The sequence below is a fragment of the uncultured Litoreibacter sp. genome, from assembly GCF_947501785.1.
Lineage (GTDB): Bacteria > Pseudomonadota > Alphaproteobacteria > Rhodobacterales > Rhodobacteraceae > Litoreibacter.
Genome location: NZ_CANMXB010000001.1, coordinates 629,962 through 655,076 on the forward strand (window position 1 = coordinate 629,962; position 25,115 = coordinate 655,076).

General features: G+C 61.9%; 23 protein-coding genes. 17 read left to right on the plus strand and 6 right to left on the minus strand.

Annotated features, from left to right (window positions below):
• Positions 1-17: 17 nt before the first annotated feature.
• The 5 genes from Q0899_RS03200 to miaA all read right to left on the minus strand — a co-directional run bounded on the left by Q0899_RS03200 (position 18) and on the right by miaA (position 6,592).
• Entirely contained in the window at positions 18-1,697 is a 1,680-nt protein-coding gene (locus Q0899_RS03200) for an ABC transporter permease (protein ID WP_299191071.1), read from the minus strand.
• 13 nt (positions 1,698-1,710) lie between these two features.
• Positions 1,711-2,778: an ABC transporter permease gene (locus tag Q0899_RS03205; RefSeq protein ID WP_298291769.1), complete on the minus strand. Its 1,068-nt coding sequence runs from the start codon at positions 2,776-2,778 to the stop codon at positions 1,711-1,713.
• Between the two features lie 139 nt (positions 2,779-2,917).
• Positions 2,918-4,585 carry an ABC transporter substrate-binding protein gene (locus Q0899_RS03210; RefSeq protein ID WP_299191072.1) on the minus strand — a complete coding sequence of 556 codons (1,668 nt, stop codon included), beginning with the start codon at positions 4,583-4,585 and terminating at the stop codon, positions 2,918-2,920.
• Between the two features lie 261 nt (positions 4,586-4,846).
• Positions 4,847-5,674 carry an AraC family transcriptional regulator gene (locus Q0899_RS03215; RefSeq protein ID WP_299191073.1) on the minus strand — a complete coding sequence of 276 codons (828 nt, stop codon included), beginning with the start codon at positions 5,672-5,674 and terminating at the stop codon, positions 4,847-4,849.
• 42 nt (positions 5,675-5,716) lie between these two features.
• Positions 5,717-6,592, minus strand: coding sequence for a tRNA (adenosine(37)-N6)-dimethylallyltransferase MiaA (gene miaA / locus Q0899_RS03220; protein ID WP_299191074.1), 876 nt, complete (start codon positions 6,590-6,592; stop codon positions 5,717-5,719).
• A 116-nt stretch (positions 6,593-6,708) separates the two neighbouring features.
• Here miaA and pyrH point away from each other — a divergent pair, with 116 nt between their 5' ends.
• From pyrH to lpxB, 16 genes are all read left to right on the plus strand, one after another.
• Positions 6,709-7,440 (plus strand): UMP kinase, encoded by a 732-nt coding sequence (gene pyrH, locus Q0899_RS03225; protein WP_298291757.1) that lies wholly within the window; start codon positions 6,709-6,711, stop codon positions 7,438-7,440.
• Between the two features lie 87 nt (positions 7,441-7,527).
• A complete protein-coding gene (locus Q0899_RS03230) occupies positions 7,528-7,899 on the plus strand; it encodes a hypothetical protein (protein WP_299191075.1) in 372 nt (123 codons plus the stop codon).
• Positions 7,899-8,621: a Tox-REase-5 domain-containing protein gene (locus Q0899_RS03235; protein WP_298291751.1), complete on the plus strand. Its 723-nt coding sequence runs from the start codon at positions 7,899-7,901 to the stop codon at positions 8,619-8,621. The genes Q0899_RS03230 and Q0899_RS03235 overlap by 1 nt, the downstream gene beginning before the upstream one ends.
• Positions 8,622-8,625: 4 nt before the next feature.
• Positions 8,626-9,351, plus strand: a complete 726-nt coding sequence (locus Q0899_RS03240) for a hypothetical protein (protein WP_299191076.1) — start codon at positions 8,626-8,628, stop codon at positions 9,349-9,351.
• A 169-nt stretch (positions 9,352-9,520) separates the two neighbouring features.
• Positions 9,521-10,285, plus strand: coding sequence for an Imm52 family immunity protein (locus tag Q0899_RS03245; RefSeq protein WP_299191077.1), 765 nt, complete (start codon positions 9,521-9,523; stop codon positions 10,283-10,285).
• 88 nt (positions 10,286-10,373) lie between these two features.
• On the plus strand, positions 10,374-10,937 hold the full coding sequence (gene frr / locus Q0899_RS03250; RefSeq protein WP_298291743.1) for a ribosome recycling factor: 564 nt from the start codon (positions 10,374-10,376) through the stop codon (positions 10,935-10,937).
• 58 nt (positions 10,938-10,995) lie between these two features.
• Positions 10,996-11,721, plus strand: coding sequence for a polyprenyl diphosphate synthase (gene uppS, locus Q0899_RS03255; protein WP_298357996.1), 726 nt, complete (start codon positions 10,996-10,998; stop codon positions 11,719-11,721).
• Between the two features lie 5 nt (positions 11,722-11,726).
• Positions 11,727-12,527, plus strand: coding sequence for a phosphatidate cytidylyltransferase (locus Q0899_RS03260; protein WP_299191078.1), 801 nt, complete (start codon positions 11,727-11,729; stop codon positions 12,525-12,527).
• A 1-nt stretch (position 12,528) separates the two neighbouring features.
• On the plus strand, positions 12,529-13,692 hold the full coding sequence (gene dxr, locus Q0899_RS03265) for a 1-deoxy-D-xylulose-5-phosphate reductoisomerase (RefSeq protein ID WP_299191079.1): 1,164 nt from the start codon (positions 12,529-12,531) through the stop codon (positions 13,690-13,692).
• A 12-nt stretch (positions 13,693-13,704) separates the two neighbouring features.
• Positions 13,705-15,039, plus strand: coding sequence for an RIP metalloprotease RseP (rseP, locus tag Q0899_RS03270; protein ID WP_298357991.1), 1,335 nt, complete (start codon positions 13,705-13,707; stop codon positions 15,037-15,039).
• Positions 15,040-15,468: 429 nt separating this feature from the next.
• Positions 15,469-17,772, plus strand: a complete 2,304-nt coding sequence (gene bamA / locus Q0899_RS03275) for an outer membrane protein assembly factor BamA (RefSeq protein WP_299195200.1) — start codon at positions 15,469-15,471, stop codon at positions 17,770-17,772.
• Between the two features lie 3 nt (positions 17,773-17,775).
• Entirely contained in the window at positions 17,776-18,381 is a 606-nt protein-coding gene (locus tag Q0899_RS03280; protein WP_298357988.1) for an OmpH family outer membrane protein, read from the plus strand.
• Between the two features lie 92 nt (positions 18,382-18,473).
• Entirely contained in the window at positions 18,474-18,935 is a 462-nt protein-coding gene (gene fabZ, locus Q0899_RS03285; RefSeq protein ID WP_299191080.1) for a 3-hydroxyacyl-ACP dehydratase FabZ, read from the plus strand.
• Entirely contained in the window at positions 18,932-19,717 is a 786-nt protein-coding gene (lpxA, locus tag Q0899_RS03290) for an acyl-ACP--UDP-N-acetylglucosamine O-acyltransferase (RefSeq protein WP_298357983.1), read from the plus strand. The genes fabZ and lpxA overlap by 4 nt, the downstream gene beginning before the upstream one ends.
• A gap of 7 nt (positions 19,718-19,724) precedes the next feature.
• Entirely contained in the window at positions 19,725-20,597 is an 873-nt protein-coding gene (gene lpxI / locus Q0899_RS03295; protein WP_299191081.1) for a UDP-2,3-diacylglucosamine diphosphatase LpxI, read from the plus strand.
• Positions 20,594-21,772: a lipid-A-disaccharide synthase gene (gene lpxB, locus Q0899_RS03300; RefSeq protein ID WP_299191082.1), complete on the plus strand. Its 1,179-nt coding sequence runs from the start codon at positions 20,594-20,596 to the stop codon at positions 21,770-21,772. The genes lpxI and lpxB overlap by 4 nt, the downstream gene beginning before the upstream one ends.
• On the opposite strand, the gene Q0899_RS03305 is transcribed toward lpxB, so the two are convergent.
• A complete protein-coding gene (locus tag Q0899_RS03305) occupies positions 21,753-22,232 on the minus strand; it encodes a YbaK/EbsC family protein (RefSeq protein WP_298357975.1) in 480 nt (159 codons plus the stop codon). The genes lpxB and Q0899_RS03305 overlap by 20 nt on opposite strands.
• Before the next feature lie 77 nt (positions 22,233-22,309).
• Between Q0899_RS03305 and Q0899_RS03310 the strand changes: the two genes are divergently transcribed.
• Entirely contained in the window at positions 22,310-25,096 is a 2,787-nt protein-coding gene (locus tag Q0899_RS03310; protein WP_299191083.1) for a glutamine-synthetase adenylyltransferase, read from the plus strand.
• Positions 25,097-25,115: the final 19 nt, after the last annotated feature.

The window sequence follows — 25,115 nt, forward strand, 5'->3', positions numbered from 1 at the left end:
GGAAAAACACGCCATGATCAGTCCTTCAGGCTCTCTTCGCGCAGCCCGTCGGCCAGCAAGTTGAGGCCCAGCACCAGCGTCATCAAAGACAGCGCGGGCGCGATTGCGGGGTGCGGGTAGATGCCCAAAAGCCTGCGACCAGCATTGATGGTCGTGCCCCAGTCAGGCGATTCAGATTCGAGGCCGAGGCCGAAGAAGCCCAGGGTCCCGATCAGGATCGTGGTGTAGCCGATGCGCAGACAGAAATCGACGATCAGCGGCCCGCGCGCGTTGGGCAGGATTTCCCACAGCATGATGTACCACGCGCCCTCCCCACGGGTCTGACCGGCGGCGACGTAGTCGCGGGTTTTGATGTCGAGCACCAGCCCGCGCACGATGCGGAACACGGTGGGGGAGTTCACGAAGACCACGGCGACGAAAACGATAAGCACGTTCTGGTCGATAGAGATCATCCCGAACGGGTCGGCATCCCAAGCGAGCGCGAGATAGAGGTAGCCGCCGATGAGCAGCGTTAACCCGATGTAGAGGTAATTCTTCGATGGTTGCGTGAAGAATCGGGAATTCCAAAGGAGGACCAGGAACACCAGCGGGAAGATGAACAGTATGGAGGCCAGGATCGTTGGGACTCTGTAGAGATAGCTTGTCTCAAGATACGGAATGTCGTTCGGGTTTTCTTGGGAGAACCTTGCAATAAGGACCATGATCATCAACCCAGCCAGCAGCGCACCTGCCGCCCCGACATACGGCGTAACTGCACGGAAATGCCTGAGCCCGGACGCGCTGTCATCAGGAAAGAGCTTTGGAAAGTAGTAGCCCACCGCCACAGCAGCGAGACCAAACACCATCCAAACGAGCGCTGTCTTCATAGGAATATCCACGCCCGCGGCCCTGATTTCGGGGGTTACCAGAAGGAAGAACAGCAAGATCACCGGGAAGGCCAAAACCAAGTTGGCGACAAAGGATAGAACGGTGTCGAACTTGCCGCCGTAATAGCCGGCGGGAAGGCCCAACGTGATGCCGACCATGAAGGCGAAGAGCGTCGCAGCGGGCGCGATGATCAGCACGATCTGACTGCCTTGCATCACGCGGCTGAACACGTCGCGGGCGAGGTTGTCGCCGCCGAGCAGGTAGTGGGGATATGCACCCTCGGGTGCCGCGGAGCTCATGGCCGTGCCGGGAACCTTGTTCTTCATGCCTGAGACCTGGACGAGCGGGTCATGGGTGACGATCAAGTCGGCGGCCACAAAGAGGGCCACGAAGACCCAGAACATCACGATGGCGAAGCCGATCATCCCGATCATGGAATCGAACAGCTTGCCGTAAAGGCCCAGCTTGCGTTTGAAGGTGATCGACAGGGCGAAGGTGGCAATGAGCGCGATCCAGACGGGCAGGAGCCGCGCACCGATCTCGCCGAAGATGCCTCCGGTGCCATAGGGCGTGACGAGGCCGGAGAACATGTAGACCGCGATCATGCCGAGGATGCCGAGGAACAGGTAAGTGTTGACCCGGCCCACCATGTCGATGGTGCCGCCGCTGCTCATCGCCGACCCGTCAGGGTTAACGGTGATCGATGGGGGCGGGGCTGTGAAGCTGAGCACGAATTGCACCACTAGCATGACAGCGAAGAGGCCGACCACGACCATGAAGATCGGGTTCAAAACGGTGCCGATGTCGCCTGTCCAGGTTAACGGGTCCATAACTGCGCCCTCCTTACGAAATTCTGATGCGTGGGTTGAGGAAGACGTAGCCGATATCGGATATCAGCTGGGTCACAAGCACCACGAAGACGGCCACCACCGAGCAGCCCAAGAGCAGGTCGATGTCATTGTTTGACGCCGCCTGCACCAGCACCCAGCCGAAGCCTTTGTAGTTGAACAGCGTCTCGGTGATCACCACGCCGGTCAGCAGATACGGGAATTGCAGCATGATGACCGTGAAGGGCGCGATCAGCGCGTTGCGCAAAGCGTGTTTCATGACGATCTTGCCGAAGCTGACGCCCTTGAGCCGCGCGGTGCGGATATATTGCGCCGTCATCACCTCGGCCATCGAGGCCCGGGTCATCCGCGCGATGTAGCCCACGCCGTAAAGCGCGATGGTCATCACCGGCAGGGTGAAGTTGGCGAAAGTGGCGTCATCCATGGCCGATGTGGCCGAGCCTTTGAAGATTTTCCAGCCCGCGCCGGAGGCCAGCACCGCGATGAAGATCACACCAGACACATATTCGGGCGTGGCAGAGGTTGTGATGGCGAAGGTGGACAGGCTGCGGTCGGTGCGCGAGCCTTCCTTCATGCCCGCCAGAATGCCCAGGATCAGCGCCAGCGGGATCATCACCCCGAAGGCCGCGAGCGCCAGCTTGCCGGTCAGCGCAAGGCGCTTGGACAGGATATCGTTGACGCTTTCCTTGAAGACGCTGGAAAAGCCCCAGTTGCCTTGCAGCACCCCGCAGAAATTGGCGACCTCGCGGTCCGCATCAGCGGCCCCGCCGCCGACCACCTGCGCCTGATCATAGCATTGGCCGGATTTGGTGCCGTCCTCATCCGTGTGCACAAAGCCCGGCAGCACACCCAGCCATTGGCCGTATTTGACGGGCAGGGGCTCCAGATATCCTGTTTTGGTCAAGTAGCTGGTCACGGCCTCGTCCGACATGCGGAAGTTGCCTTCGGTTTTGGCCAGCTTTTCGAGGTTGGGATACAGGTTCGTCATGAAGAAAACGACGAAGGTCAGGCAGAACGCCGTCAGCAGCATCACGCCCACGCGGCGCAGGATAAATTGGCCCATTGGGTCCCCTGTTGTCTGTCGGAGCCAGACCGCTTTGCACCTTTTGGCGTCTTGGAACCCCGATATGGGGCGCGGCAGCTTTGGATAGATAAGCGAAAGGGCCGCCCGGAGTGATCCGCGCGGCCCTGACTGAGTTTATTTAGGCAGCGTATCCCATTTTGTAGATCTGCGGCAGATACGCGATGTGCATGTCTGCGCCCACAATGCCCGGCTTCATGTGGCGGTACACGGTGCGCCAGTATGGCTGCAGCGTCACGCCCTCGTCGCGCATGATGGTTTGCAGCTTCTCCATGACGACGCGGCGCTTGTCCGCATCAGCAATGGAGTTCGCCTCTGCCAGCGCCGCGTCGAATTCGGCGTTGGAGAAAGCGGCCTCGTTCCAGGCCTCGCCGGAGCGATAAGCCAGACCAAGGATTTGCACGCCAAGCGGGCGGTGGTTCCAGTTGGTCGAGGAGAAGCCGTATTTGGTCCAGTCGTTCCAGAAGGTCGTGCCCGGAATGATGGTCCGCTTGATGTTGAAGCCCGCATCCCGCAGCTGAGCGCCAACGGCGTCAGTTGTGTTCTTGCGCCAGTCATCGTCGATGGAGATCAGTTCGAACTCGTAATCGGCCATGCCTGCCTCATCAAGCAGCGCTTTCGCACCAGCTGGGTCATGCGCCATGCCGGGAACATCTGCGTATTCCGGGTGCATTGGTCCCACGTGGGTGTTGTCGGCAACGATGCCGCGACCCGCGTAGCCCAGTTCCAGACAGACACCAACGTCGACCGCTTTGGCAATCGCCTGACGGACCCGCACATCGGCATAGGGCTTCTTGCCATCCGCGTCTTCGGCAACCTGGTTCGGACGGATAACGATGGTCGCAGCGGATGCCACCTCGGACCGCTCAAAGCCGATGCTTTCGAACACGTCTACGAAATCGCCAACGGTTTCATAAGTCATGTCAACTTCGTCGGCCTCAGCCGCCGCAGCCCAAGCCGCAGGGTCGGTGCCGTAGTCGATGAACTCGAACGTATCGATGTAGGCGCCTTTGCCTTCCGCGTAGCCCCACCATTCGAAGCCCTCGTTGCGGACAACCACGCCTTTGACGCCAACTTCCAGCGACTCTGGCTTGTAGGGACCGGTGCCGATTGGGTTGGACAGCATTGTGTCTGCGGAATGCGAGGCGTGGGTAACCGCCGCCGGGTAGTCCGACATGCCAGCGATCAGCGTGATATCTGGTGCCGGCAGGTTCAGTTTGACGGTGTTTGCGTCGACAACTTCGATTGCGCCGTCGATGGCTTTGTTGGTGTCGGCGTCGATCAGCACGGCGAAACGCCCAGCCATCGAGTTGCCTTCAACGTCTTTGTCACACCAGCCGGTGATGACACGCGCCACGTCGTCTGCGGTGAAGTCGTCGCCGTTGTTCCACTTCACGCCCTGACGGACGTTCAATGTGTAGACGGTCGCGTCGTCGTTGACTTCCCAGCCGCTGAGCAACATTGGCTCGAAAGAACCGTCGGAGTTGTATTCTACGAGATACTCCAGCCAGCCAGCGGTGAAGAACGCGATCTGCGTCCAGTCATAGGTGCGTGGGTCTTTCAGCGCGCGCACTTCCATTTGCATGCGGATGGTGCCGCCCTGCTGGGCGTGTGCCGCGGCTTTGGCAGGTGTCGCGCCGATCATGCCATAGGCCGCCGTCGCAGTGACACCAAGCATCGTCGCGCGGGTCATGAATTCGCGGCGGTCCATTTTGCCGGCCTCGAATTCCTCTTTATACATATGAGCGGCGGCGTGAATTGGCGCCCCCGTCAGCGTGGATTTTGTCATGTCTTTCTCCCTGTTGGACATTGACTTGTGAGCTTCATGGTAACGGTGCCGGGCCGGTTTTCCAGCCTATCGCAGTCACTGTTGAGTGAGTTTTTGCTTCTCTCCCCTAAAGCATGAGGCAACATACCGCCTGATTATCGGGGGAAGGTCAACGGTCGGAACCGCCATTTGAGAGATTATTTGCGACACGCCCCGCGCGCGTTTGCGACACAAGGACGGGGTTGACGTAAGGGCATGCGTCCGGCTTCAGGTGCCCCGAATTCAGCGTCTCGATTTTCGGAAAGTTGTGGGGTTTTGCCCCGTCTGCGACTGAAATGCCCGCGTGAAATAGGCGGGCGAAGAAAATCCCAGCCGTTCCGAGATCAGCTTGACCGGTTGGTCCGTGTGCAACAGCGCCTCGCAGGCCGCGTTGATCACACGTTCATTCAGCAGGGCCGAGGCCGGTTTGCCCACGGAGCCTTGGGTGAGGCGGGTCAGATGCGTGGGCGTGACGTTCAGATCGGAGGCAAATTCGCCGATGGATTTGCCGTCGCGATGCCCGATGGACACGACATGGCTGAATTTCGACAGCAGCCTATCCGACTTGCCGAGGTTTTCCGCGGGCTGGTCAGACAAGAGCCGGTCGAGCCAGACTGCGATCATCATGACATGGGCCTGAATGGCGCGGCGTTGCCCGGTGCGCAGCTGCGCCATCTCGCGCGACAGCGCGTCGATCAACCCGCCAAGTTCGCCCTGCGCCTGCACCGTGGTGGCGCGCACAAGGGCGGCGCGGCGCGGGAAACCCGCATCCTCATTGTTGGGCAGCGAGATCACCATGCCTTGCGGCTGGGCAAACATCTCGTAGCTGAACAGCGTGTTGCGGGGGATGTAGACGGCGGTGTTGGGGCCCACGCCCCGGAGCCTGCAATCGACCATGAACCGGCCCTGACCGCGGGTGATCCAAAACAGGATCGGGTGGTCGAGTGAGCGTGCAGTATCGGATTTCCAGGCCTCGCGGCGCTGGGCGGCCGCAAGGGTTTCCACGATGGGCAGGCGTTTGGTGGGCATATCGGTGGGCAGCTCGGCAGGTTCGAATTGGTCAGACGTCATTGCGTAAGACCCCCGCCGATTCGAGTCAAAGGTTGCAAAACGTCAAGTGCCGAGACTGCTCGCATCTACCTGTGCCCACGCTTTCATCCGCGCCTTGAACCAAGTGCGCTGCCGTTTAGCATATTGACGCGAGGCGATAATGGAACGCTCCCGCGCCTCGGTAAGCGTGAGTTCGCCGTTTAGATGCCCCATCAGCTCAGGTCCGCCGATGGCCTTGGCGGACGGGCGGTCGGGGTCCCAGTCGTGCTGCAGGGCTTTGACCTCTTCCAGTGCGCCCTGGTCGAGCATCATATCGAAACGGCGGGTGATGCGGTCGTTCAGCCAGTCCTTGGGGCTGTTGAGCACGATAGCGATTGTATCCTTCAGGGCGAGCGTGGGGGGCGGGGTCTCATCCTGCCACGCGGCGATTTGCTTGCCGGTGTTGGTCAGCACCTCCCACGCGCGGCGGATGCGGGCGGGGTTTGCGGTGTCGATGCGGGATCTGGTGTTTTCATCCAGCGCGTCGAGCATGTCTTGCAAGGGCTGGGTGTTGGCTAGGTCGCGGATGTGATCCGGCGTGGCGGGGATATCGGCAAGGCCTTCGGTCAGCGCCGTGAAGTTCAAGCCCGTGCCGCCGACGATGATTGGGCGGGGGCCATCCAGCAGCGGCGTCACCTCACGCAGCCAGTGGCCGGTGGAATAGGGGGCGGTGTAGGGCACATGCCCGTAAAGCGCGTGCGGCGCGCGGGCAATTTCGCGGCGGTCAGGGCGGGCCGACAGCAGCCGCCAGCAGTCGAAGACCTGCAGTGCATCCGCGTTCACCACGATGCCGCCCTGAGACTCGGCAATGGCCAAAGCAAGCGAAGACTTGCCGGAGGCCGTCGGACCCGCGATCAGAACGGGCTTGTTTGCGTCGATTGTTTTGAGCAATTCCAGCATGTTGCGTGGCGACCTTCGAGTGTGCGGCACGGCAATGCCGGTTCGCCGTTGAAACTGCCCTTGTTTTCCGACATTTTGCCGAAGATTTGCAAGCAGCCATGAGAGAGGGCCACCCCATGAGCGACGCCACCCCCCAAACCACCTACGACCGCGTTCTTCTAAAAGTGTCAGGCGAAGCGTTGATGGGCGATCAGGGGTTCGGGCTGCACCCGCCAACGGTGGAGCGCGTCGCGCGCGAGATCAAGGCGGTGCACGACATGGGCGTCGAGGTGTGCATGGTGATCGGCGGCGGCAACATCTTCCGTGGGCTGCAAGGCTCCGCCCAAGGGATGGAACGCACCACGGCGGATTACATGGGCATGCTGGCCACCGTGATGAACGCGCTTGCGATGCAGGGCGCGCTTGAGGCCTTGGGCATCCACACGCGGGTGATCTCCGCCATCACCATGAACGAGGTGGCCGAGCCCTACATTCGCAGGCGGGCCGTGCGCCACCTTGAAAAGAAGCGGGTCTGCATCTTTGCGGCGGGCACCGGCAACCCGTATTTCACCACCGACACAGCCTGCGCGCTGCGCGCCAATGAAATGTCGTGCCAGGCGATTTTCATGGGCAAGAACGGCGTCGACGGCATCTACGACAAGGACCCCGCGCTGCACGCCGACGCGGTGCGCTATGACGAGGTCAGCTATGACGACGTGCTGGCCAAACGGCTGAAGGTGATGGACGCCTCCGCCATTGCGCTTGCGCGCGACAACAACCTGCCGATCATCGTGTTTGGCTTGGACGAGCCGGGCGGCTTCAAGGGCATTCTGGCGGGCGAAGGCACCTACACCATCGTCAAGGACTAAGGGCGGAAAAACCGGGGCCAACAGCCGATTGCGGTCCGCCCGAAGGGTGGTAAACTGCCCGCATTGATTAACGGACATACCCCCACCTTGTTTACCCTGACCCCCGAATTTCACGCCGCATTGAACCAGAGCGTGCAGGACCGAAAGGACGCCGAATTTGCGGCCCGCATCCGGTTCTGGCGCCCCGACGCCGTGGCCGAACAGGACGACGCGGCCCTGACCGAGCAGGTGGGCGTCTACCGGCGCATCGCCGCCTCCTTTGGCGTGACGGACCCCGCGCTGAAAGCGCGCTGGGTGATGATTGGCACCGTGCTGGCCCCGGAATTCTGGAAATCCGAGGCGATTTACCCGCTGCTGGTGGCCAAGACGGGGACGCCGGACATCAGGTTTGGCGACGTCTGCGCCGCGCTCAAGGTCAGTTTGGGCATGGTCGGGCGATCTAGCGAGGTGTGGTGGTAATGGCGGCGGCGCTTCCAGCAAACTGCGTGTGGATCATCCCGGGCTATCTGGGGGTTTGCAACGGGCCGCCATTGCCCGTGCCGGGCCCGGATCTGCCGCCGATAGATATCCCCGAGGTCGGGCCCGACCTCCCGCCGGTTGACCTGCCGGGATCGGACGCCGCACCTGAAACCGGCGCGGATGTCGAGGCACAGTCCGAGGCCGATACCCGCGAAGATGTATGTACCGAGGGTTGTTGGGATTGTATTGCGGCGAACTCCGGTGCTCCGGCGCCGGTCTCATATCAAAACGACCTCGATAAGCCCTTATCTGGAACAGCGCGGCGCGGATACGCTTACCAAGAATTTGTGTGCGGACTGGGGCATTTTCCGGAGCAGCGCAACATCAACGAATGGCAGTTTGCGGGGTATAGCTGGGACGGCATAGAACCGGGCCCCTGCATAATGTTGGAGACGAAATACGGCTATGACGACTTCTTACAGGATGATTGGGGGGGCAGCGCCCCTCGGTTGAGAGACTGGGCGATACGCGCCGGGGCGGAGGTATTCGTAAACCTGGTCGGGCAGGCCGGTCGCCAGCTTGGGCATCTTGCCCCGTTCCGGCCAGAGGTCGGCCTGAAATGGGTCTTTAGCCACCAGAGGGTCATGATCTACGTATTTTCTCTCTTCAATGAGGCCAAAATCATCGACATTGAGGTCGAGTGGCGATCGCCAGGGGGATAACACCGTGAATATCTCATTCATTCTGAAGCCGGGGCAGCCGGAGTTTGAGCCGGGCATTGAAGCGTTTTTGTCGCTGATGACCGCGCTGGGAAAGCTACGTTTGTTTCAATCTGACTGGAAAGCGTATGACCGCCCGATCTTTGACGGCGTCGAAGCTTACGTGGCCCGCACTCGAGACGGCAACTTTGAGCCCGACCCGAGCGAATTGAAACCAGCGGAACCAGAATTTTTCCATGCCTCAAGTTACATAGAGGAACCCGGCCAGACTGACATTCTGGCAGCACTTACGTATTGGTGGGGCGCGCAGGCGACGCCGCTGAACCGTCTCAATATCGAGATCAGACGGCCGCATTCGACGCTGGGGACCGACATATCTTTGTACCGCGACACGATTGCTGCCGTGATCGCGTGGCAGCGGCCCCAGCATGTTTCAATGGCGTGGCCTGTTTACCGGATGGAACATCACGCGCTCGACAAGGCGCGGCAGGGTCTGGGCTGGCTTGGCTGGGTGCCGTTTGAGTTGAGTTCCACCCAAGTCCCCGAGGCGGCGATTGTCGAGCCCATGGCGGATGGAACATTTCTCGCCTCCCAACCTGATTTCTGGTTCGCCGGCGGCCCGAATAAGGACGATGACGCAATCGCCGGTGCGCAGGCCTTGGAGTTGCGGCTCAACAGTCTAGGCGTTTTGCCCACGGTCGTTGAACTTCGGGAGGGGACCTGGGGGCAATGACGACGCCAGTCTATGAGGCAATGGAGCGTCGGTATGACAGGCTATCATCAAAAAATCGTGGTTCCGCTGATATAGGTATTCATCACCGTCTCACAGAGTGGGGTTTCTGAGCCCGCCGGACATGTCGGTGGTCGTTGAAACGCGGCACATGCCCTGACGGAGATTTTCCATGCGCATAGATTTAACCGTGGCCGCGATTTACCCCGAAATCGACCTGTCGCTGGAGGGCGGCGTGACGGCCTTCACCTCACTGTTGGACGCGCTGTCGCACAGCAAGCTGTGTGACGGGGGCTGGTTCACCGCGACCCCTTCAGAGGAAGGCGATGCCAGCTTCATTGACCCGCTGCAAGACGCGCCGGCGGCGGCAAAGTGGTTTGCCAAGCGCGAGGAGATGATACTGGATGGCCGCCCCCGCGTCGGGCCGCGCAACATTTACGCTGCCGGGCCAAGGCCTCAGGGCCCGTCCGCGCCGCCCCCTGAGGCGGATCGCTACAAGGCGGAGTTCAGCTGGGACAGCGGGTGGGGCACCTCCGGTTTGGCGCTGGAGTTCTACGCGCCGCATCCGAATTACGGGATAGACGCCGCTATGGTGCTGGAGGTGATTGACAAGATCATCGCCTGGCGCAGGCCACAGCACGTTGCTGCGCGCCCGGCGGCGTATCACCGCGACCACCACCCGCTGGACCGTCAACGCGAACAGCTGGGCTGGGTCGGCTGGGTGCCGTTTGAAATCGGGGTCGAAGACATCCCCGAGGCGGCTGCCCTGCAGCTCATGCATGGCGGCACGGGCGTCATTGGCCAGCATGCGTTCTGGCGCGCCGACGACGCAACCGCCGTTGCCAATGCCCAGGCGTTGGACCTGCGCCTCAACAGCCTTGGCGTATTGCCGACATCGGTAGAGCTGACGCGGGGCGATTGGGGGCAGGGCGGGTGAACGCCGGGCGGCGCAAAGCTATCTTCCCTTAGCCACGTCAATGCTCTAAACCGTTTCCAACAACAAAAACACGTGACGGGGCTTACGCATGTCAGACGACTTCATCCTAGACACCGACGATATTCAGCGCCGTATGGATGGCGGCATGAGCGCGCTGCGCGCCGAATTTGCCTCGTTGCGCACCGGGCGCGCCTCGGGTTCCATGTTGGAGCCGGTGATGGTCGATGCCTATGGCGCGATGACCCCCATCAACCAAGTGGGCACCGTCAACGTGCCCGAGCCGCGCATGGTCACCATCAACGTGTGGGACAAGGGCCTTGTGGGCAAGGTGGAGAAGGCGATCCGCGAAAGCGGGCTGGGCATCAACCCGCAGCTGAACGGCACCATCATCATGCTGCCAATCCCCGAACTGAACGAGGAACGCCGCCGCGAGCTGACCAAAGTGGCCGGGCAATATGCCGAAAACGCCCGCATTTCAGTGCGCAACATCCGCCGCGACGCCATGGACCAGATCAAAAAGGGCAAGGCCGACGGCATGTCGGAAGACGACGAAAAGCTGTGGCAGGACGAGGTGCAGGAGATGGTCGACGCTCAGATCAAGGCAATTGACGCGGCGTTGGAGAGCAAACAAGAAGAGATCATGCAAGTATAAGCATGGCCAAGGCCGCCTGAGAGGCGGCCTTTTACATTGAGACCGAGGAATGACTGGCATGAGCGTAGTAGAGATTAACCCCGAAGGCCCGAACCATGTGGCGATCATCATGGACGGCAACGGCCGCTGGGCCACGCAGCGCGGCAGGCCGCGCCTGTTTGGCCACCAGGCGGGGGCAAAGCGAGTCCGCCAAGCGGTTGAAACCTGCCCGTCCCTGGGCGTCAAGTATCTGACAATATTCGCGTTTTCGACCGAGAACTGGAAGCGCACCCAGTCAGAGATCGCAGGCCTTATGGCGCTGTTCCGCCGCCACATTCAGCGTGAAGCGAACTATCTGCACCGCCTCGGCACCCGCGTGCGGTTCATCGGGGAACGTGAGAAGCTGGACATCAAGCTGCAAAAGCTGATGGACTACCTCGAGAAGCTGACCGAAAACAACGACACCACCCACCTGACCGTGGCGCTGAATTATGGCGCGCGGGACGAGGTGACGCGCGCCACCAAACGTTTGGCCGTTGAGGTGGCCGAAAAGCGGCTGAGACCGGAGCAGGTGAACACCGAAGTGCTGGCCTCGTTTCTTGACACCTATATGCTGCCGGACCCCGATCTGGTGATCCGCACCTCCGGCGAGGCGCGCATCTCCAACTTCCTGCTGTGGCAGTCGGCCTATGCCGAATACGAATTTATCGACACCCATTGGCCGGATTTCACGCCGGATGTGTTTGCCTCCGTCGTGAACCGCTTTGGCGGGCGTGACCGGCGATACGGCGCGGTCAAGGCCTGACGCGCGTGAGCCTGCAGGCCGAAAAATTCTCTGATCTGTGGGTCCGCATGGGCTCGGGCGCGGTGATTGCCGTGGTGGCATTGGTATGCGTTTGGCTTGGCGGGGTTGCCTTTTTGGCGCTCTGCTGCGTGCTGACGGGCGCATTGGTTTGGGAACTGGTCGGCATGCTGGGCGGCGGGCCGCGGCGGGCGTGGCTGTTGGGCGCTGGGTCCGCTGGCGCGTTTCTGGCGGTGTCGCTGCTGCCTTTGGGCGTCGGCCTGCCGTTCATCCTGCTGCCGTCCATTGCCGGCATCGCCTTGTTGCCGCGCAATCGCACGCTCTACATGACTTTCACCGCGCTGATCATCATCGCGGCCTACGGGCTTTGGGTGCAGCGTAGCGATTTTGGCTTCACCTGGATGCTGTGGCTGGCGCTGGTTGTGATGGTGACGGATGTGGCGGGCTACTTTGCAGGGCGCTTCATTGGCGGGCCGAAATTCTGGCCACGTGTGTCGCCCAAGAAGACCTGGTCGGGCACGATTGCGGGCTGGGTTGGCGCGGGCATTGTTGGACTTTGCTTCCTTGGACAACCCGGCGTGGGCGCCGAAGTTGTCGGCATTTCCATTGCGATTTCAATGGCATCGCAGATGGGCGACATTGCCGAAAGCGCGATGAAGCGGAAGATGGGGGTCAAGGACAGCTCGAACCTGATCCCCGGCCATGGCGGCGTGTTTGACCGCTTTGACGGCATGTTGGGCGCGTCGGTGTTCCTGCTGATGATCGAGCAGATCGTCGACTTCCCGCCCGTGCCGTCTATCTTGTTCTAAGATGCGCAAGGTCACGATATTTGGCTCCACCGGCTCGATCGGGGAGAACACGGTTGATCTGATTTCGCGCGACCCGTCCGCCTATGACGTGGTCGCGCTGACCGGCGGGCGCAACGTCGCGCGGCTGGCCGAACAGGCCGTGGCCTTGAATGCCGATCTGGCGGTGACCGCCTTTGAGGATTGCTTTGAGGAGCTGAAGGCGTTGCTGGCTGGCACCGGCGTCGATGTGGCTGCGGGCGCGAGCGCTGTGAACGAGGCCGCTGAGCGGCCTGCCGATTGGGTGATGTCCGCAATTGTGGGTGCCGCCGGGCTGATGCCCGGCATGAAAGCGCTGGAGCAGGGCAAGACCTTGGCTTTGGCCAACAAGGAGTCTCTGGTCACGGCGGGCCCCATTCTGTTGGGCCACGCCCAAACCCATAACGCCACGGTGCTTCCCGTCGACAGCGAGCATTCCGCCGTCTTTCAGGCATTGGTCGGGGAAGACATCAAGTCGGTCGAACGGATCATTATCACCGCGTCCGGCGGGGCGTTTCGCGATTGGGACCCGAAGGATTTGCACAAGGCCACGTTGGAGGACGCCTGCACCCACCCGAACTGGGACATGGGGCAACGGATCACCATCGACAGCGCGTCATTATTCAACAAGGCCATGGAGCTGATTGAAACAAAAGAATTTTTTGGCGTAAGGCCTGACCAGATTGAGGCGGTCGTACATCCCGAAAGCCTGGTTCATGCGCTGGTGGGTTTCAATGACGGGGCGTTGATGGCCCATCTTGGCGCGCCCGATATGCGCCACGCCATTGGCTATGCGCTGCATTGGCCGGATCGCGCGCATATCGACGTGGCGCGGCTGGACCTGACCCAGATTGCCACGCTGAATTTCCGCACCGCTGATCCCGACCGCTATCCCGCGCTTCGGCTGGCCCGCGAGGTCATGGAGGCGGGCGGGCTGGCCGGCGCGGTGTTTACGGCGGCCAAAGACGCGGCACTGGATGCGTTCATCGCGCGCCAAATTGGCTTCACCGATATGGCGGAGGTGGTGGACGCCACGCTCTCGACACTTTCGGGTGAGATTGCCGCATCCGGGCAATTGTCGCTTGATTCCGTGTTGGCCGCAGACCATCTGGCACGTAAGACAGCACAAAACATCATCGCGGCGCGGTAGAAGGACGGATACATGGATTTTGGCGGTTTGATCTCTGCGGCGGGTGGCACAGGATGGGTTTTGCTGTTCTTCGTGGTGGCCCTGTCGGTGATCGTGGCGATCCATGAATACGGCCATTACATCGTGGGCCGCTGGTGCGGGATCCATGCCGAGGTGTTCTCGCTCGGGTTTGGGCCGGTGGTCTATTCCCGGGTCGACAAGCACGGCACCAAATGGCAGCTGGCGGCCTTGCCTTTCGGCGGCTACGTGAAGTTCATGGGCGATGCGGACGCGGCATCCGGTAAGGACGGGGAGGTGATTAGCTCCCTTTCCGAGGCAGAGCTGAAACGGACCATGCACGGGGCCGCACTTTGGCGGCGCTCTGCCACCGTTGCCGCCGGGCCGGTATTCAATTTTATTTTGTCTATTCTGGTATTTGCCGGTATTTTTTTGTTCTCGGGCACAACCGCAGACGATCCGATCATTGGCGATTTGAAGCCTAACCCTGGCAATGAGGAAGTGTTCGTCGCTGGCGACCGCATCCTGAGCGTCGGCGGCGTGGAGACGCCTGATTTGGCGACCTTCTACCAAGTGGCGCGCGATACCGCACCCGCTGAGAGCGTGGCTTACGTGGTGGAGCGCGACGGCGCCGAGATGGCACTGGACAGTGTCTATCCGTTTCCGCCGGTTCTGGATCAGCTGCAGCCGCAGTCCGCCGCGATCGACGCCGGTTTGCAAGCGGGCGACGTCATCACCAGCGTGGACGGCGCGCCGATCTGGTCGCTGACACAGGTACAAGAGCTTGTGCAGGAGGGTGCCGGCACGCCGGTGCAGCTTGGGGTCTGGCGCAATGGCGAAACGCTGGATGTTCAACTGAGCCCGCGCAAACGCGACCTGCCGGTAGATGGCGGGTTTGAAACCCGCTGGCTGATCGGCTTCTCGGGGGGCGCGTTTTTTGAACCGCCTCGTGTGACCCTTGGCGCGTGGGACGCGTTGACGGGCGGGGTGAACCAGACCTGGTTTGTGGCGTCCTCCAGCTTGTCGGGGCTTTGGCACATGATTACCGGCGCAATCAGCTCGTGTAACATTCAAGGCCCCATTGGCATCGCGCAAACCTCTGGCGACATGGCCAGCCAGGGCGCGCAGTCGTTTATCTGGTTTATTGCGGTCTTGAGCACGGCAGTTGGGCTTTTGAACCTGTTCCCGATCCCGGTCCTGGACGGCGGGCATCTGGTATTTCACGCCTATGAGGCCGTCACCAAGCGCCCACCAAGCGACAAAGCGCTGAACGTAATGATGACAACAGGCCTGGCTCTGTTGCTGTCGCTCATGGTGTTTGCGCTCAGCAACGATTTGTTCTGCCCCTGATTTTTAAGGCTTAAACGCCCTAAATGCCGCCGAAGTGACGCAGGGCCGCCCCATTTCGGCCATATTTTGTGCCGACAAACGGGACGTCTGAAACGTCAACGGGCTTTGGTCTGATGCAACATATTGAACAAAGTTATCGCGGTCTGCGCCTCCTGATTAACCTGAACTGGGATCGGGTGCTTTGGCCAACCGCAATTGCGGCTGCTTTGATGGTTGGCAACTATGTCGGCTCGCTCTGAGCGGCGCTTCACCAATTCGCTTTGAAATCTTGAATGAAACGGCCCCCTCAGGTGGCCGTTTTTGGCGTTCTTGCTTTTGACAACCGCATAGACTCACGGTACCAGTGACACACAACATAAAGTGTCAGAGCAGGGCGGTGGGCATATGAAGATCGCAAAAGCGACGAAGCAGTTGAGAAATGGCCTAAAAATGCTGTCGGTGGTGTGCGCCCTGGGCGCCGCAATTGGCCTGTCCGGAGTGGCCGTTCAGCCTGCTGCCGCGCAGAGTTTCTCTATCTCCACAATCGAGATTAACGGCAACCAGCGCATCGAGGATGCCACGGTGCTGAGCTTCCTCAACATCCCGCGTGGCCAACCGGTCAGCGCCGCCCAGTTGAACGACGCATTCCAGCGACTGCAACGCTCCGGCCTGTTTGAGAGCGTCGACATCGTGCCCGCAGGCAACCGCCTGATTGTGACCGTCAAGGAATTCCCGACCATCAACCGCGTCAACATTGAAGGCAACAAGCGCCTGAAGGACGAAGACCTGCTGCCGCTGCTGCAGTCGCAGTCGCGCCGCGTCTACAACCCGTCCACGGCCGAAGCCGACGCGCAGACTTTGTCGGAGGGCTACCGTCAGGCGGGCCGCATCGCCGCAACCGTGACACCGCGCATCATCCCGCGGTCCAACAACCGCGTCGACCTGGTGTTTGAAGTTGCCGAGGGCCGCGTGGTCGAGGTGGAACGCATCAGCTTTGTGGGCAACCGCAACTATTCCGACCGCCGCTTACGCCGCGTCGTTGAAAGCAAACAGGCGGGCCTGTTCCGCACGGTGATCGCCAGCGATACATTTATTGCCGACCGCATCGCCTTTGACCGCCAGCTTCTGCGCGATTTCTACCTGTCGCGCGGCTACGTCGATTTTCAGGTTCTGTCCGCATCACCGGAATTGACCCGCGAACGCGACGCCTTCTTTGTGACCTTCAAGGTGCAAGAGGGGCAGCAGTTCAAATTTGGCGAGATCACCACAACGTCGGACCTGGCCGAAATTGACGTCGACGAGTTCCAATCCGTCAGCAAGATCAAGTCGGGCAAAACCTACTCCCCCGCGCGCATCGAGAACACCATCACCCGGATGGAGCGCCTGGCGATCCAGAAAGGTTTTGACTTTATCCGCGTCGAGCCGCGCGTCACCCGCAACGACGCCGACCTGACGCTGGACATCGAATTTATTGTGACCCGGGGGCCACGCGTCTTTGTGGAACGCATCGACATCGAGGGCAACGCGACCACGCTGGACCGCGTCGTGCGCCGCCAGTTCCGCACGGTTGAGGGCGATCCGTTCAACCCGCGTGAAATTCGCGACGCCGCGGAACGCATCCGCGCGTTGAACTACTTCTCGACCGCCGACGTGAACACCCGCGAAGGCAGCGGCCCCGATCAGGTCGTCGTTGACGTCGATGTGGAAGAAACCACCACCGGGTCTCTTGGCTTCGGGGTCAGCTTCGGCTCTGAGGCCGGGGTCGGGTTCAATGTCAGCTTCTCGGAGCGGAACTTTCTGGGCAGGGGGCAACGGTTGGGTTTCTCCTTCGATACAGGCTCTGACACGCAAGACACCTCGCTGTCCTTTGTCGAACCTGCCTTTCTGGGGCGCGACTTGGCGCTGGGGCTGAACGTCTACTACCGCACCACGGATTCCGAATTTGCCAACTATGACACGCTGAATGTCGGGTTCGAGCCGAGCCTGGAATTCCCTGTGTCTGAGAACGGCCGGCTGCGGCTGAACTACCGCCTGTCACGGGATTCGATCAAGAATGTGGATCGCACGCAAACAGCCGGGGTCTTCGACACTTCCACCATTTTGCAGCTTGAGGAAGGCTCGCGCTACACGTCGGCCTTGGGGTACCAGTATTCCTATGACACGCGGCGCACGGGGCTAAACCCGAATGCCGGTGTGCTGCTCCGCTTTGGCCAGCAATTTGGCGGCATCGGCGGCGGCCAGCAATTTATCAACACATCGGGCCTTGTGTCGGCTGAGACCAAGGTCGCACGCGAAGAAGTAACCCTGCGCGCCGAGTTCGAGTTTGGCGCGCAGACCATGCTGACCGGCAATAGCCGGATCACGGAACGGTTCTTCATTGGCGGCCGCAGGCTGCGGGGCTTTGACACAGACGGGCTTGGCCCGCGTGACCTCGTGTCGGGCAACCGCGATGCGCTGGGCGGCAACTATTTCGCCGTCGCGCGGCTCGAGGCCGAATTCCCGGTAGGCCTGCCAGAGGAATATGGCATCTCGGGTGGCGCGTTTTTCGATGTCGGCTCTGTCTGGGGGCTGGATAACGTGAATTCGCAAACCGGTGTTGTCGACGACAGCCTCAACCTTCGGGCCACCATCGGCGTATCCGTCTTCTGGGATACCCAGATCGGACCGCTGCGCTTCAACTTCTCCAGAGCGCTCAAGAAAGAGACCTATGACCGCGAACGCAGCTTCGATCTGACCGTCTCGACACGGTTCTAGGCCGTGCGGCGCTGGATTGCTTTATGCGCGATGCTGCTCGCAGGGGCGGCGTCGGCGCAAGAGGCGACCCTTCCGGCCCCAATCCTGACGCTCAATCAGGAGCGGCTCTACATCAGCTCAGAATTCGGCCAACGGGTGCGCGAAGACCTCGAGGCCAACTCTGCCGACCTGGCCGCGGAAAACCGCCGCATAGAGGCCGCTTTGGTTGCCGAAGAAAGCCAGCTGACAACTGACCGCGCGACGATGGACCCCACCGAATTCCGCCTGTTGGCGGAGGATTTCGACGAACGGGTCACCGGCATCAGAGGCGCCCAGATCGAAAAGCGAGAAGCACTGCAGCGGATCGCTGACCAAGAGCGTGGCAGGTTCTTTGAGTTGGCCTATCCCGTGCTGTTCCAACTGGTCGAAGAAACCGGCGCATTGGCCATCTTGAACCAGTCCGCCGTCATTCTGTCCTCCCGGCAGATCGACGTCACCGACCTGGCGATCGAGCGGGTAAACGCCGCTATCGGGGCCTCGCCCTTACCAGATGAGCCGCTGAGCACGCCACTGCCGCGCCCGTCACCCCAGGACACTGTGCAGGAAACGCCACCACAGGGCGACGACTGAAACAGCGCGTGACTTGTGCGGGCAGGGGTGCGCTGCTACCAAAACGGGGTGACCTGCTCACCTAATGATACAAAGAAGAAGAGCCCGCCCACATGACCTTGCCCACCTCCGCCGACATTGACCTGATCCAGCGGATCATCCCGCATCGCTACCCGTTCCTGCTGATCGACAAGGTAGAGGATATCGAGCATGGCGTGTCCGCCACCGGCATCAAGAACGTCACCTTCAATGAGCCGCATTTTCAAGGCCATTTTCCCGGCGCGCCGATCATGCCGGGCGTCACCATTATCGAGGCCATGGCGCAGACAGCTGCCGTTATGGTGGGGGTGACGATGGACATGGCAGACAAAGAGCTGCTGGTTTACTTCATGGCCATCGACGGCTGCAAATTCCGCCGCAAGGTGGTGCCGGGCGACGTGCTGCGCATGGACGTCTCGGTCACGCGTGGCAAACCGGGCGGCAAGGTGTGGAAATTCAAAGGCGTGGCCACCGTCGAGGGCGAGATGGCTGCCGAGGCCGAATTCACCGCGATGATGGACATGCCAAAGGAATGAGCGGCAACATTCACCCTTCCGCGCTGATCGAGGACGGCGCGCAGATTGACCCGACCGCCAAGGTTGGCCCGTTTTGCACCGTGGGGCCTGACGTGGTGCTGGCCGCCGGCGTCGAGCTGAAAAGCCACGTGGTGGCGACGGGCAAGACCTCTGTCGGGGAAGACACGATCATCTGGCCCTTTGCGGTCATTGGCGAAATCCCGCAGGACCTCAAATTCGACGGCGAGGAGACGCGGCTGGAGATCGGCAAGCGCAATCGCATCCGCGAAGGCGCCACGATGAACACCGGCACCTCTGGCGGCGGCGGGTTGACCAAGGTGGGCGACGATTGCCTCTTCATGACCGGCGCGCATGTGGCCCATGACGCGGTTGTCGGCAACAATGTCATTGTCGCCAATCAGGCGGCGATTGCGGGGCATTGCCATATTGAAGACAAGGTCATCATCGGCGGGCTGGCGGGCATCCACCAGTTTGTGCGCATCGGGCGCGGGGCCATTATCGGCGCGGTCACCATGGTGACCAACGACGTCATTCCCTACGGGCTGGTGCAAAGCCCGCGCGGCGATTTGGACGGGCTGAACTATGTCGGGCTGAAGCGCGCCGGCGTCGCGCGTTCTGACATCACCGCGCTCAGGGCTGCCTACCAGATGCTGCGCCAGGGCGACGGCGCCTTTCAGGACCGCGCCGCGCGGCTGAAGGAAGAAACCGACAGTGAATACGTGCATGAGGTCGTCGACTTCATTCTGGGGCGGAGCGACCGGTCGTTCCTGACCCCAAGGTAACGCCCCCATGTTGGCGCTTGTAGCGGGCGAGGGCGACCTGCCGGGGCTGATCATGGATCAGCTGGACGGCAGCGGCACAGCGTTCCGCCTGTGCGAGCTTGAGGGCTACCCTTCCGAGCATCGCGGCGACCGCCCGATCATACGCTTCCGCATCGAAACGCTTGGCAGCTTCATCGCCGAGCTGGTGCGCTTGGGTGTGACCCAGATCTGCTTTGCGGGCGCGATTGGCCGCCCGCCGCTGGACCCGTCCAAGATTGACCCTGCCACAATGCCGCTGGTGCCGCGCATGATGGCCGCCCTGCAACAAGGCGACGACGCCGCGCTGCGCACCGTTTTGCAGTTCTTTGACGAGGCGGGGATCGAGACGGTTGGCGCCAACGAGCTGGGGCCAGAGATACTGCCGGCACCGGGCGTGTTGGGGAAGGTTGCTCCATCCGATCAGCACAAGAAGGACGCCGAACGCGGGATTGAGATCATTGGCGCCATGGCCGCCGTTGATGTGGGTCAGGCCTGCATTGTGGAGGGCGGGCAGGCGCTCGCGATTGAGGCGCAGCCGGGCACGGATTGGATGATGCGGTCCTTGTTGCAGACAGCCCCCGAAATGGACGGCAGGACCACGCGCAGCACGCTATTTGGCGGCGTCGCGTCCGAGCCGCGTGCAAAGCACATTCCCAAGGGCGGCGTTTTGGTGAAGGCCGCCAAACCCGGCCAAGAGCTGCGCATTGATATGCCCACCATCGGGCCGGATACCGTCATGCGCGCGGTGCAGGTCGGACTGGAGGGCATTGTGATCGAAGCAGGCCGGGTGATCGTGGTCCACAAGGAAAGCTGCGTTGAGATCGCCGACAGCCATGGGCTGTTTCTATGGGTTAAGGAATGAACGTCTACCTGATTGCGGGCGAGCCTTCCGGCGACCGGCTGGGCGCGGCCTTGATGGCCGGGCTGAAGACGCTGAACCCCGATATCGGGTTTGCAGGCGTCGGCGGGCCGCTGATGCAGGCCGAAGGTCTCGACAGCCTGTTCCCGATGGAGGAGCTGTCCGTCATGGGGCTGGCCGAGGTGCTGCCAAAGCTGCGCCGCCTGTTCAAGCGCCGGGATGAGGCGGCCAACCACATTGTGCTGGCCAAGCCCGACGCCTTGGTGACAATCGACAGCCCGGATTTTTGCCTGCGGGTCGCAGCGAAGGTGAACTCGATGGCCTCCGACATTGCGACGGTGCATTACGTGGCCCCCACGGTCTGGGCCTGGCGGCCTGAACGCGCCGCGAAGATGGCCAAGTCCATCGACCATGTGCTGGCCCTGTTCCCGTTTGAGCCGCCCTACATGGAGGCCGCGGGCATGACCTGCGATTTTGTCGGGCATCCGGTGGTGGCAGAGCCTGTCGCAAGCGCGGCAGAGGTGGCCGAGTTCCGGCGCTCTTACGGGTTGGACGATGCACCTATGATCCTGGCCCTGCCGGGATCGCGTGTGGGGGAAGTAACGCGGCTGGCCGACCGGTTCGGCGACGCGCTCAGCGAGGTCATAGCCCAACATCCGTCGGCGCGGATTGTTGTACCCACAGTGGGCCCCGTTGCGGGAAAAGTGCATGAGCTGGTCAAACGCTGGCCGGGTGTGCCGCTGGTGTTGGACCCCCGCGATTTAGGCCCAGAGCAGTACGCTGTCGCCAAACGCGCTGCATTCAAAGCCGCACATGTTGCTTTGGCTGCGTCGGGAACGGTCTCGCTGGAATTGGCGGCGGCAGAGACACCGATGGTGATTGCTTACGACATGAACTGGATGTCGCGCCGGATCATTGCCTCCAAGATGCTGATCGACACGGTGACCTTGGTCAACATTGTGTCAGGGACCCATGCGGTGCCTGAATTTTTGGGCGATGCGTGCAAGGCCCCAGACATTGCCCGCGCACTCAACACTCTGATGGGCGACGAGGCCGCGCGGGCAGCGCAGCTGGCAGCTTGTGCGGACACGATTGCGCAGCTTGGCAAGGGCGCAGAGGCGCCGGGCCTGCGCGCCGCGCGGTCGGTCTACGAGGTGATCAAACCGGCGGCTCCGTAAAATCAGCGGGGGCCGCACCGGTCAGCGACAGCAGCGTATCGGGTTCAATCGGAAAAATGTGGTGTGGCGTCCCGGCGGCGGCCCAGATCGTGTCGAATTCTGCCAGTCGCGGGTCGAGAAAGGCGCGGATCGGGTTGAGATGACCAACGGGCGACACGCCGCCAATGGCAAAGCCCGTCTGGGCACGGATAAGCGCCGCGTCGGCTTTGCCCAGGCTTTCGCCCGCAACTTGCGAGGCCTTGGCGGGCGAGACCCGGTTGCCCCCGGCAGTCAGGAACAAAATGGCCTCCCCCGTGTTCTCGCCGCGGAAGATGATCGATTTGGCGATCTGGTCGACATGGCACCCCGCCACATCCGCTGCTTGTTGGGCAGTGCGGGTGTCGCTGCCGGTCTCCATGATCTCGACGATGACGCCCGCCGCATCCAGCGCGGCTTTGACGCGTTTCAGGCTTTTGCTCATTTGGGTCCTCGCAGTTTCGCCGCATCAAGCCGCAAACGGCGGTTGACCGCAAGCGGGCTGCGGCGTCTTGTTGGGCTATGACCTTCTCTGACGCCATCACCCGGGTGCCGCAGCCCTTTCAGCCTGATATTGGCGTTGAAGTGGCGGGCCTTTTTGCGGCGATGCCCGGTGGTTTTCGCGACCTCATCGAGGGCACGGCGGGGTGCAGCCCGTATCTGGCCGGTCTGCTGCGGCGGGAGGCCAATTGGATCAGCCAACTTGCCGAGCGAAGTGCCGACGCGCTGCGTGACGAGGTGATCGCGCAGGTGCGTGCAGCCAGCGGCTCGGATGCCGGCGATCAATTTCGTCAGGCCAAACGGCGCATCGCGCTGCTGACGGGTCTGGCTGATCTTGGTGGCGTCTGGCCTTTGGAGGACGTGACCGGCGCGCTGACGGATTTGGCGGATGCCTGCGTGGACCGCGCGCTGAAAACGCTGGTCGCGGCTGAAATCACACGCGGCAAACTGCCGGGATTGTCTGAGATCGACGTCGACACGGCGGGCGGCATGTCGGTGCTGGCCATGGGCAAGATGGGCGCGGGGGAGCTGAATTATTCGTCCGACATCGACCTGATCTGCCTGTTTGACGAGACGCGGTTTGACCCAGACGACTACCACGAGGCGCGCGCCGCGTTCATCCGTGTGACCCGCCGCATGACGGCGCTGTTGTCTGACGTGACGGCGGAGGGTTACGTCTTCCGCACGGACCTGCGGCTGCGCCCCGACGCCTCGGTCACGCCGGTCTGCATCGCCATGGAAACGGCGGAGCGGTACTATGAGAGCGTCGGGCGCACCTGGGAACGCGCGGCCTTCATCAAGGCGCGCGCCTGCGCGGGGGATATCAAGGCGGGCGAGGCTTTCCTGGATCGGCTCACGCCGTTTGTGTGGCGCAAGCATCTGGATTTCGCGGCGATTGAGGACGCTCATGATATGCGCCTGCGTATCCGCGATCACAAAGGGCTGGGCGGCAAGCTGGTGCTTGACGGGCACAACATGAAGCTGGGCCAAGGCGGCATTCGGGAGATCGAGTTTTTCACCCAGACCCGTCAGATCATCGCTGGCGGGCGCGACCCCAGCCTGCGGGTGCGCGGCACGGTGGAGGGCTTGGACCGTCTGACGCAAGCGGGCTGGATTAGCGCGGATGTGACGACGCAACTGCAGGCAAACTACCGCGCCCACAGGGAGGTGGAACACCGGCTGCAAATGATCGGCGACGCCCAGACCCATGACCTTCCATCCGGCGAGGACGGCTTTGCACGCCTTGCGGCGTTCATGGGGACAACGTCTGACGCGCTGAAGCTGGGGCTCACCGAACGGCTGACACAGACCTCGCAGCTGACGGAGGCGTTCTTTGCCCCCGACGCGCCAGAGGCCCCGCGCGACGGGGCGGCGGAGTATCTGGAGACATGGCGCAGTTTCCCCGCGCTCCGCAGCCCCCGCGCGGCAGAGATATTCTCGCGCCTGTTCCCCGACATCCTGCGCAAACTCGACGCGGCCGCCAAACCCGAAGAGGCGCTGCAGGCGTTTGAACGGTTCTTGGGAGGGTTGCCCGCGGGCGTTCAGGTATTTTCCCTGTTTGAAGCCAACCCGCAGCTGACCCAACTCATCGTGGATATCTGCACGGCGTCGCCTGACCTTGCCGCCTATCTGTCGCGCAACGCGCAGGTGCTCGACGCGGTGCTGGGAGGTGAATTTTTCAGCGAATGGCCTATGGCTGACGGGCTGAGCCGCGACCTGTCGGAGCGGTTGGCATCATTGCCGGATTATGAGGCCCAGCTGGATCTGGCGCGTCGCTGGCAGAAGGAATGGCATTTCCGCATTGGCGTGCACCAATTGCGTGGCTTGATCCCACCGGAAACCGCGGCGGCCCAATATGCTGATCTGGCGGAAGCCGTCTTGCGCGCGTTGTTGCCCGCAGTGCAAGGGCAGTTCTCGTCTAAACATGGGGAGGCACCGGGCCGGGGCGCCTGCATCCTCGCGATGGGGTCGCTTGGTGTGGGGCGGCTATCAGCCAAATCAGACCTCGACTTGATCGTCATTTACGACGCGCAAGGGGTTGATGCCTCGGATGGCCGTCGTCCGCTGACCACACGGGCCTATTTTGCCAAACTCACGCAAGCGCTGGTGACCGCGCTGTCAGCGCCCACTGCCGAAGGCAAGCTATACGAGGTGGACATGCGGCTGCGTCCCTCGGGTCAATCCGGGCCCGTGGCCACCTCGCTGGAGGCGTTCGGAAGCTACCAGCTGGAACAGGCGTGGTTATGGGAGCATATGGCGTTGACCCGCGCGCGGCCCATCGCAGGTGACGCGGGAATGATCGCAGCGATTGAGGCGGTGCGCGCGCAGGTTCTGACGCAGCCCCGGGACGCAGCGAAAGTTGCCGCAGAGGGGCAGGAGATGCGCAGGCGGCTGGTCGATGCCGGTCGGACAGGGTCGACATGGGACGTCAAAAACGGGCCGGGCGGGGTTCAGGACATCGAACTTTTCGCGCAGGCGCTCGCGCTGCAGGCGCGCGACATTGGCCGCCAGACAGCGGATCAGATCGCCGCGGCTGTCTCTGCCGGGCTGCTTAGCACTGCTGATGGCGAGGCGTTGTCGCGCGCTCATATGGCCTTTGGACGGGTGACGCAGGCCGGTCGGCTTTTGTTGCCTGGCACGCTGGATCTGGACGCATTGGGCGAAGGCGGCCGCGCCATGCTGCTGCGCGATCTGGCGGCGGAGGACTTGCTGGTTTTGGGCGAATTCCTTGAAAAATGTCGCAAAACAGCCAGAAGGGTGATTGATCAGACATTTGCCGCGATGGGCGCGGATGGTAAGGGCGCTTAGAAACCATGGAAGGCTCGCC

Coding starts and splice junctions, on each gene's coding strand:
- Q0899_RS03235 (WP_298291751.1), top strand. CDS start 7,899: ATGGCGGCGGCGCTTCCAGCAAACTGCGTGTGGATCATCCCGGGCTAT.
- rseP (WP_298357991.1), top strand. CDS start 13,705: ATGGATTTTGGCGGTTTGATCTCTGCGGCGGGTGGCACAGGATGGGTT.
- Q0899_RS03205 (WP_298291769.1), bottom strand. CDS start 2,778: ATGGGCCAATTTATCCTGCGCCGCGTGGGCGTGATGCTGCTGACGGCG.
- lpxA (WP_298357983.1), top strand. CDS start 18,932: ATGAGCGGCAACATTCACCCTTCCGCGCTGATCGAGGACGGCGCGCAG.
- Q0899_RS03245 (WP_299191077.1), top strand. CDS start 9,521: ATGCGCATAGATTTAACCGTGGCCGCGATTTACCCCGAAATCGACCTG.
- Q0899_RS03210 (WP_299191072.1), bottom strand. CDS start 4,585: ATGACAAAATCCACGCTGACGGGGGCGCCAATTCACGCCGCCGCTCAT.
- Q0899_RS03200 (WP_299191071.1), bottom strand. CDS start 1,697: ATGGACCCGTTAACCTGGACAGGCGACATCGGCACCGTTTTGAACCCG.
- miaA (WP_299191074.1), bottom strand. CDS start 6,592: ATGCTGGAATTGCTCAAAACAATCGACGCAAACAAGCCCGTTCTGATC.
- lpxB (WP_299191082.1), top strand. CDS start 20,594: ATGAACGTCTACCTGATTGCGGGCGAGCCTTCCGGCGACCGGCTGGGC.
- bamA (WP_299195200.1), top strand. CDS start 15,469: ATGCTGTCGGTGGTGTGCGCCCTGGGCGCCGCAATTGGCCTGTCCGGA.
- Q0899_RS03310 (WP_299191083.1), top strand. CDS start 22,310: ATGACCTTCTCTGACGCCATCACCCGGGTGCCGCAGCCCTTTCAGCCT.
- dxr (WP_299191079.1), top strand. CDS start 12,529: ATGCGCAAGGTCACGATATTTGGCTCCACCGGCTCGATCGGGGAGAAC.
- fabZ (WP_299191080.1), top strand. CDS start 18,474: ATGACCTTGCCCACCTCCGCCGACATTGACCTGATCCAGCGGATCATC.
- Q0899_RS03305 (WP_298357975.1), bottom strand. CDS start 22,232: ATGAGCAAAAGCCTGAAACGCGTCAAAGCCGCGCTGGATGCGGCGGGC.
- pyrH (WP_298291757.1), top strand. CDS start 6,709: ATGAGCGACGCCACCCCCCAAACCACCTACGACCGCGTTCTTCTAAAA.
- uppS (WP_298357996.1), top strand. CDS start 10,996: ATGAGCGTAGTAGAGATTAACCCCGAAGGCCCGAACCATGTGGCGATC.
- lpxI (WP_299191081.1), top strand. CDS start 19,725: ATGTTGGCGCTTGTAGCGGGCGAGGGCGACCTGCCGGGGCTGATCATG.
- Q0899_RS03215 (WP_299191073.1), bottom strand. CDS start 5,674: ATGACGTCTGACCAATTCGAACCTGCCGAGCTGCCCACCGATATGCCC.
- frr (WP_298291743.1), top strand. CDS start 10,374: ATGTCAGACGACTTCATCCTAGACACCGACGATATTCAGCGCCGTATG.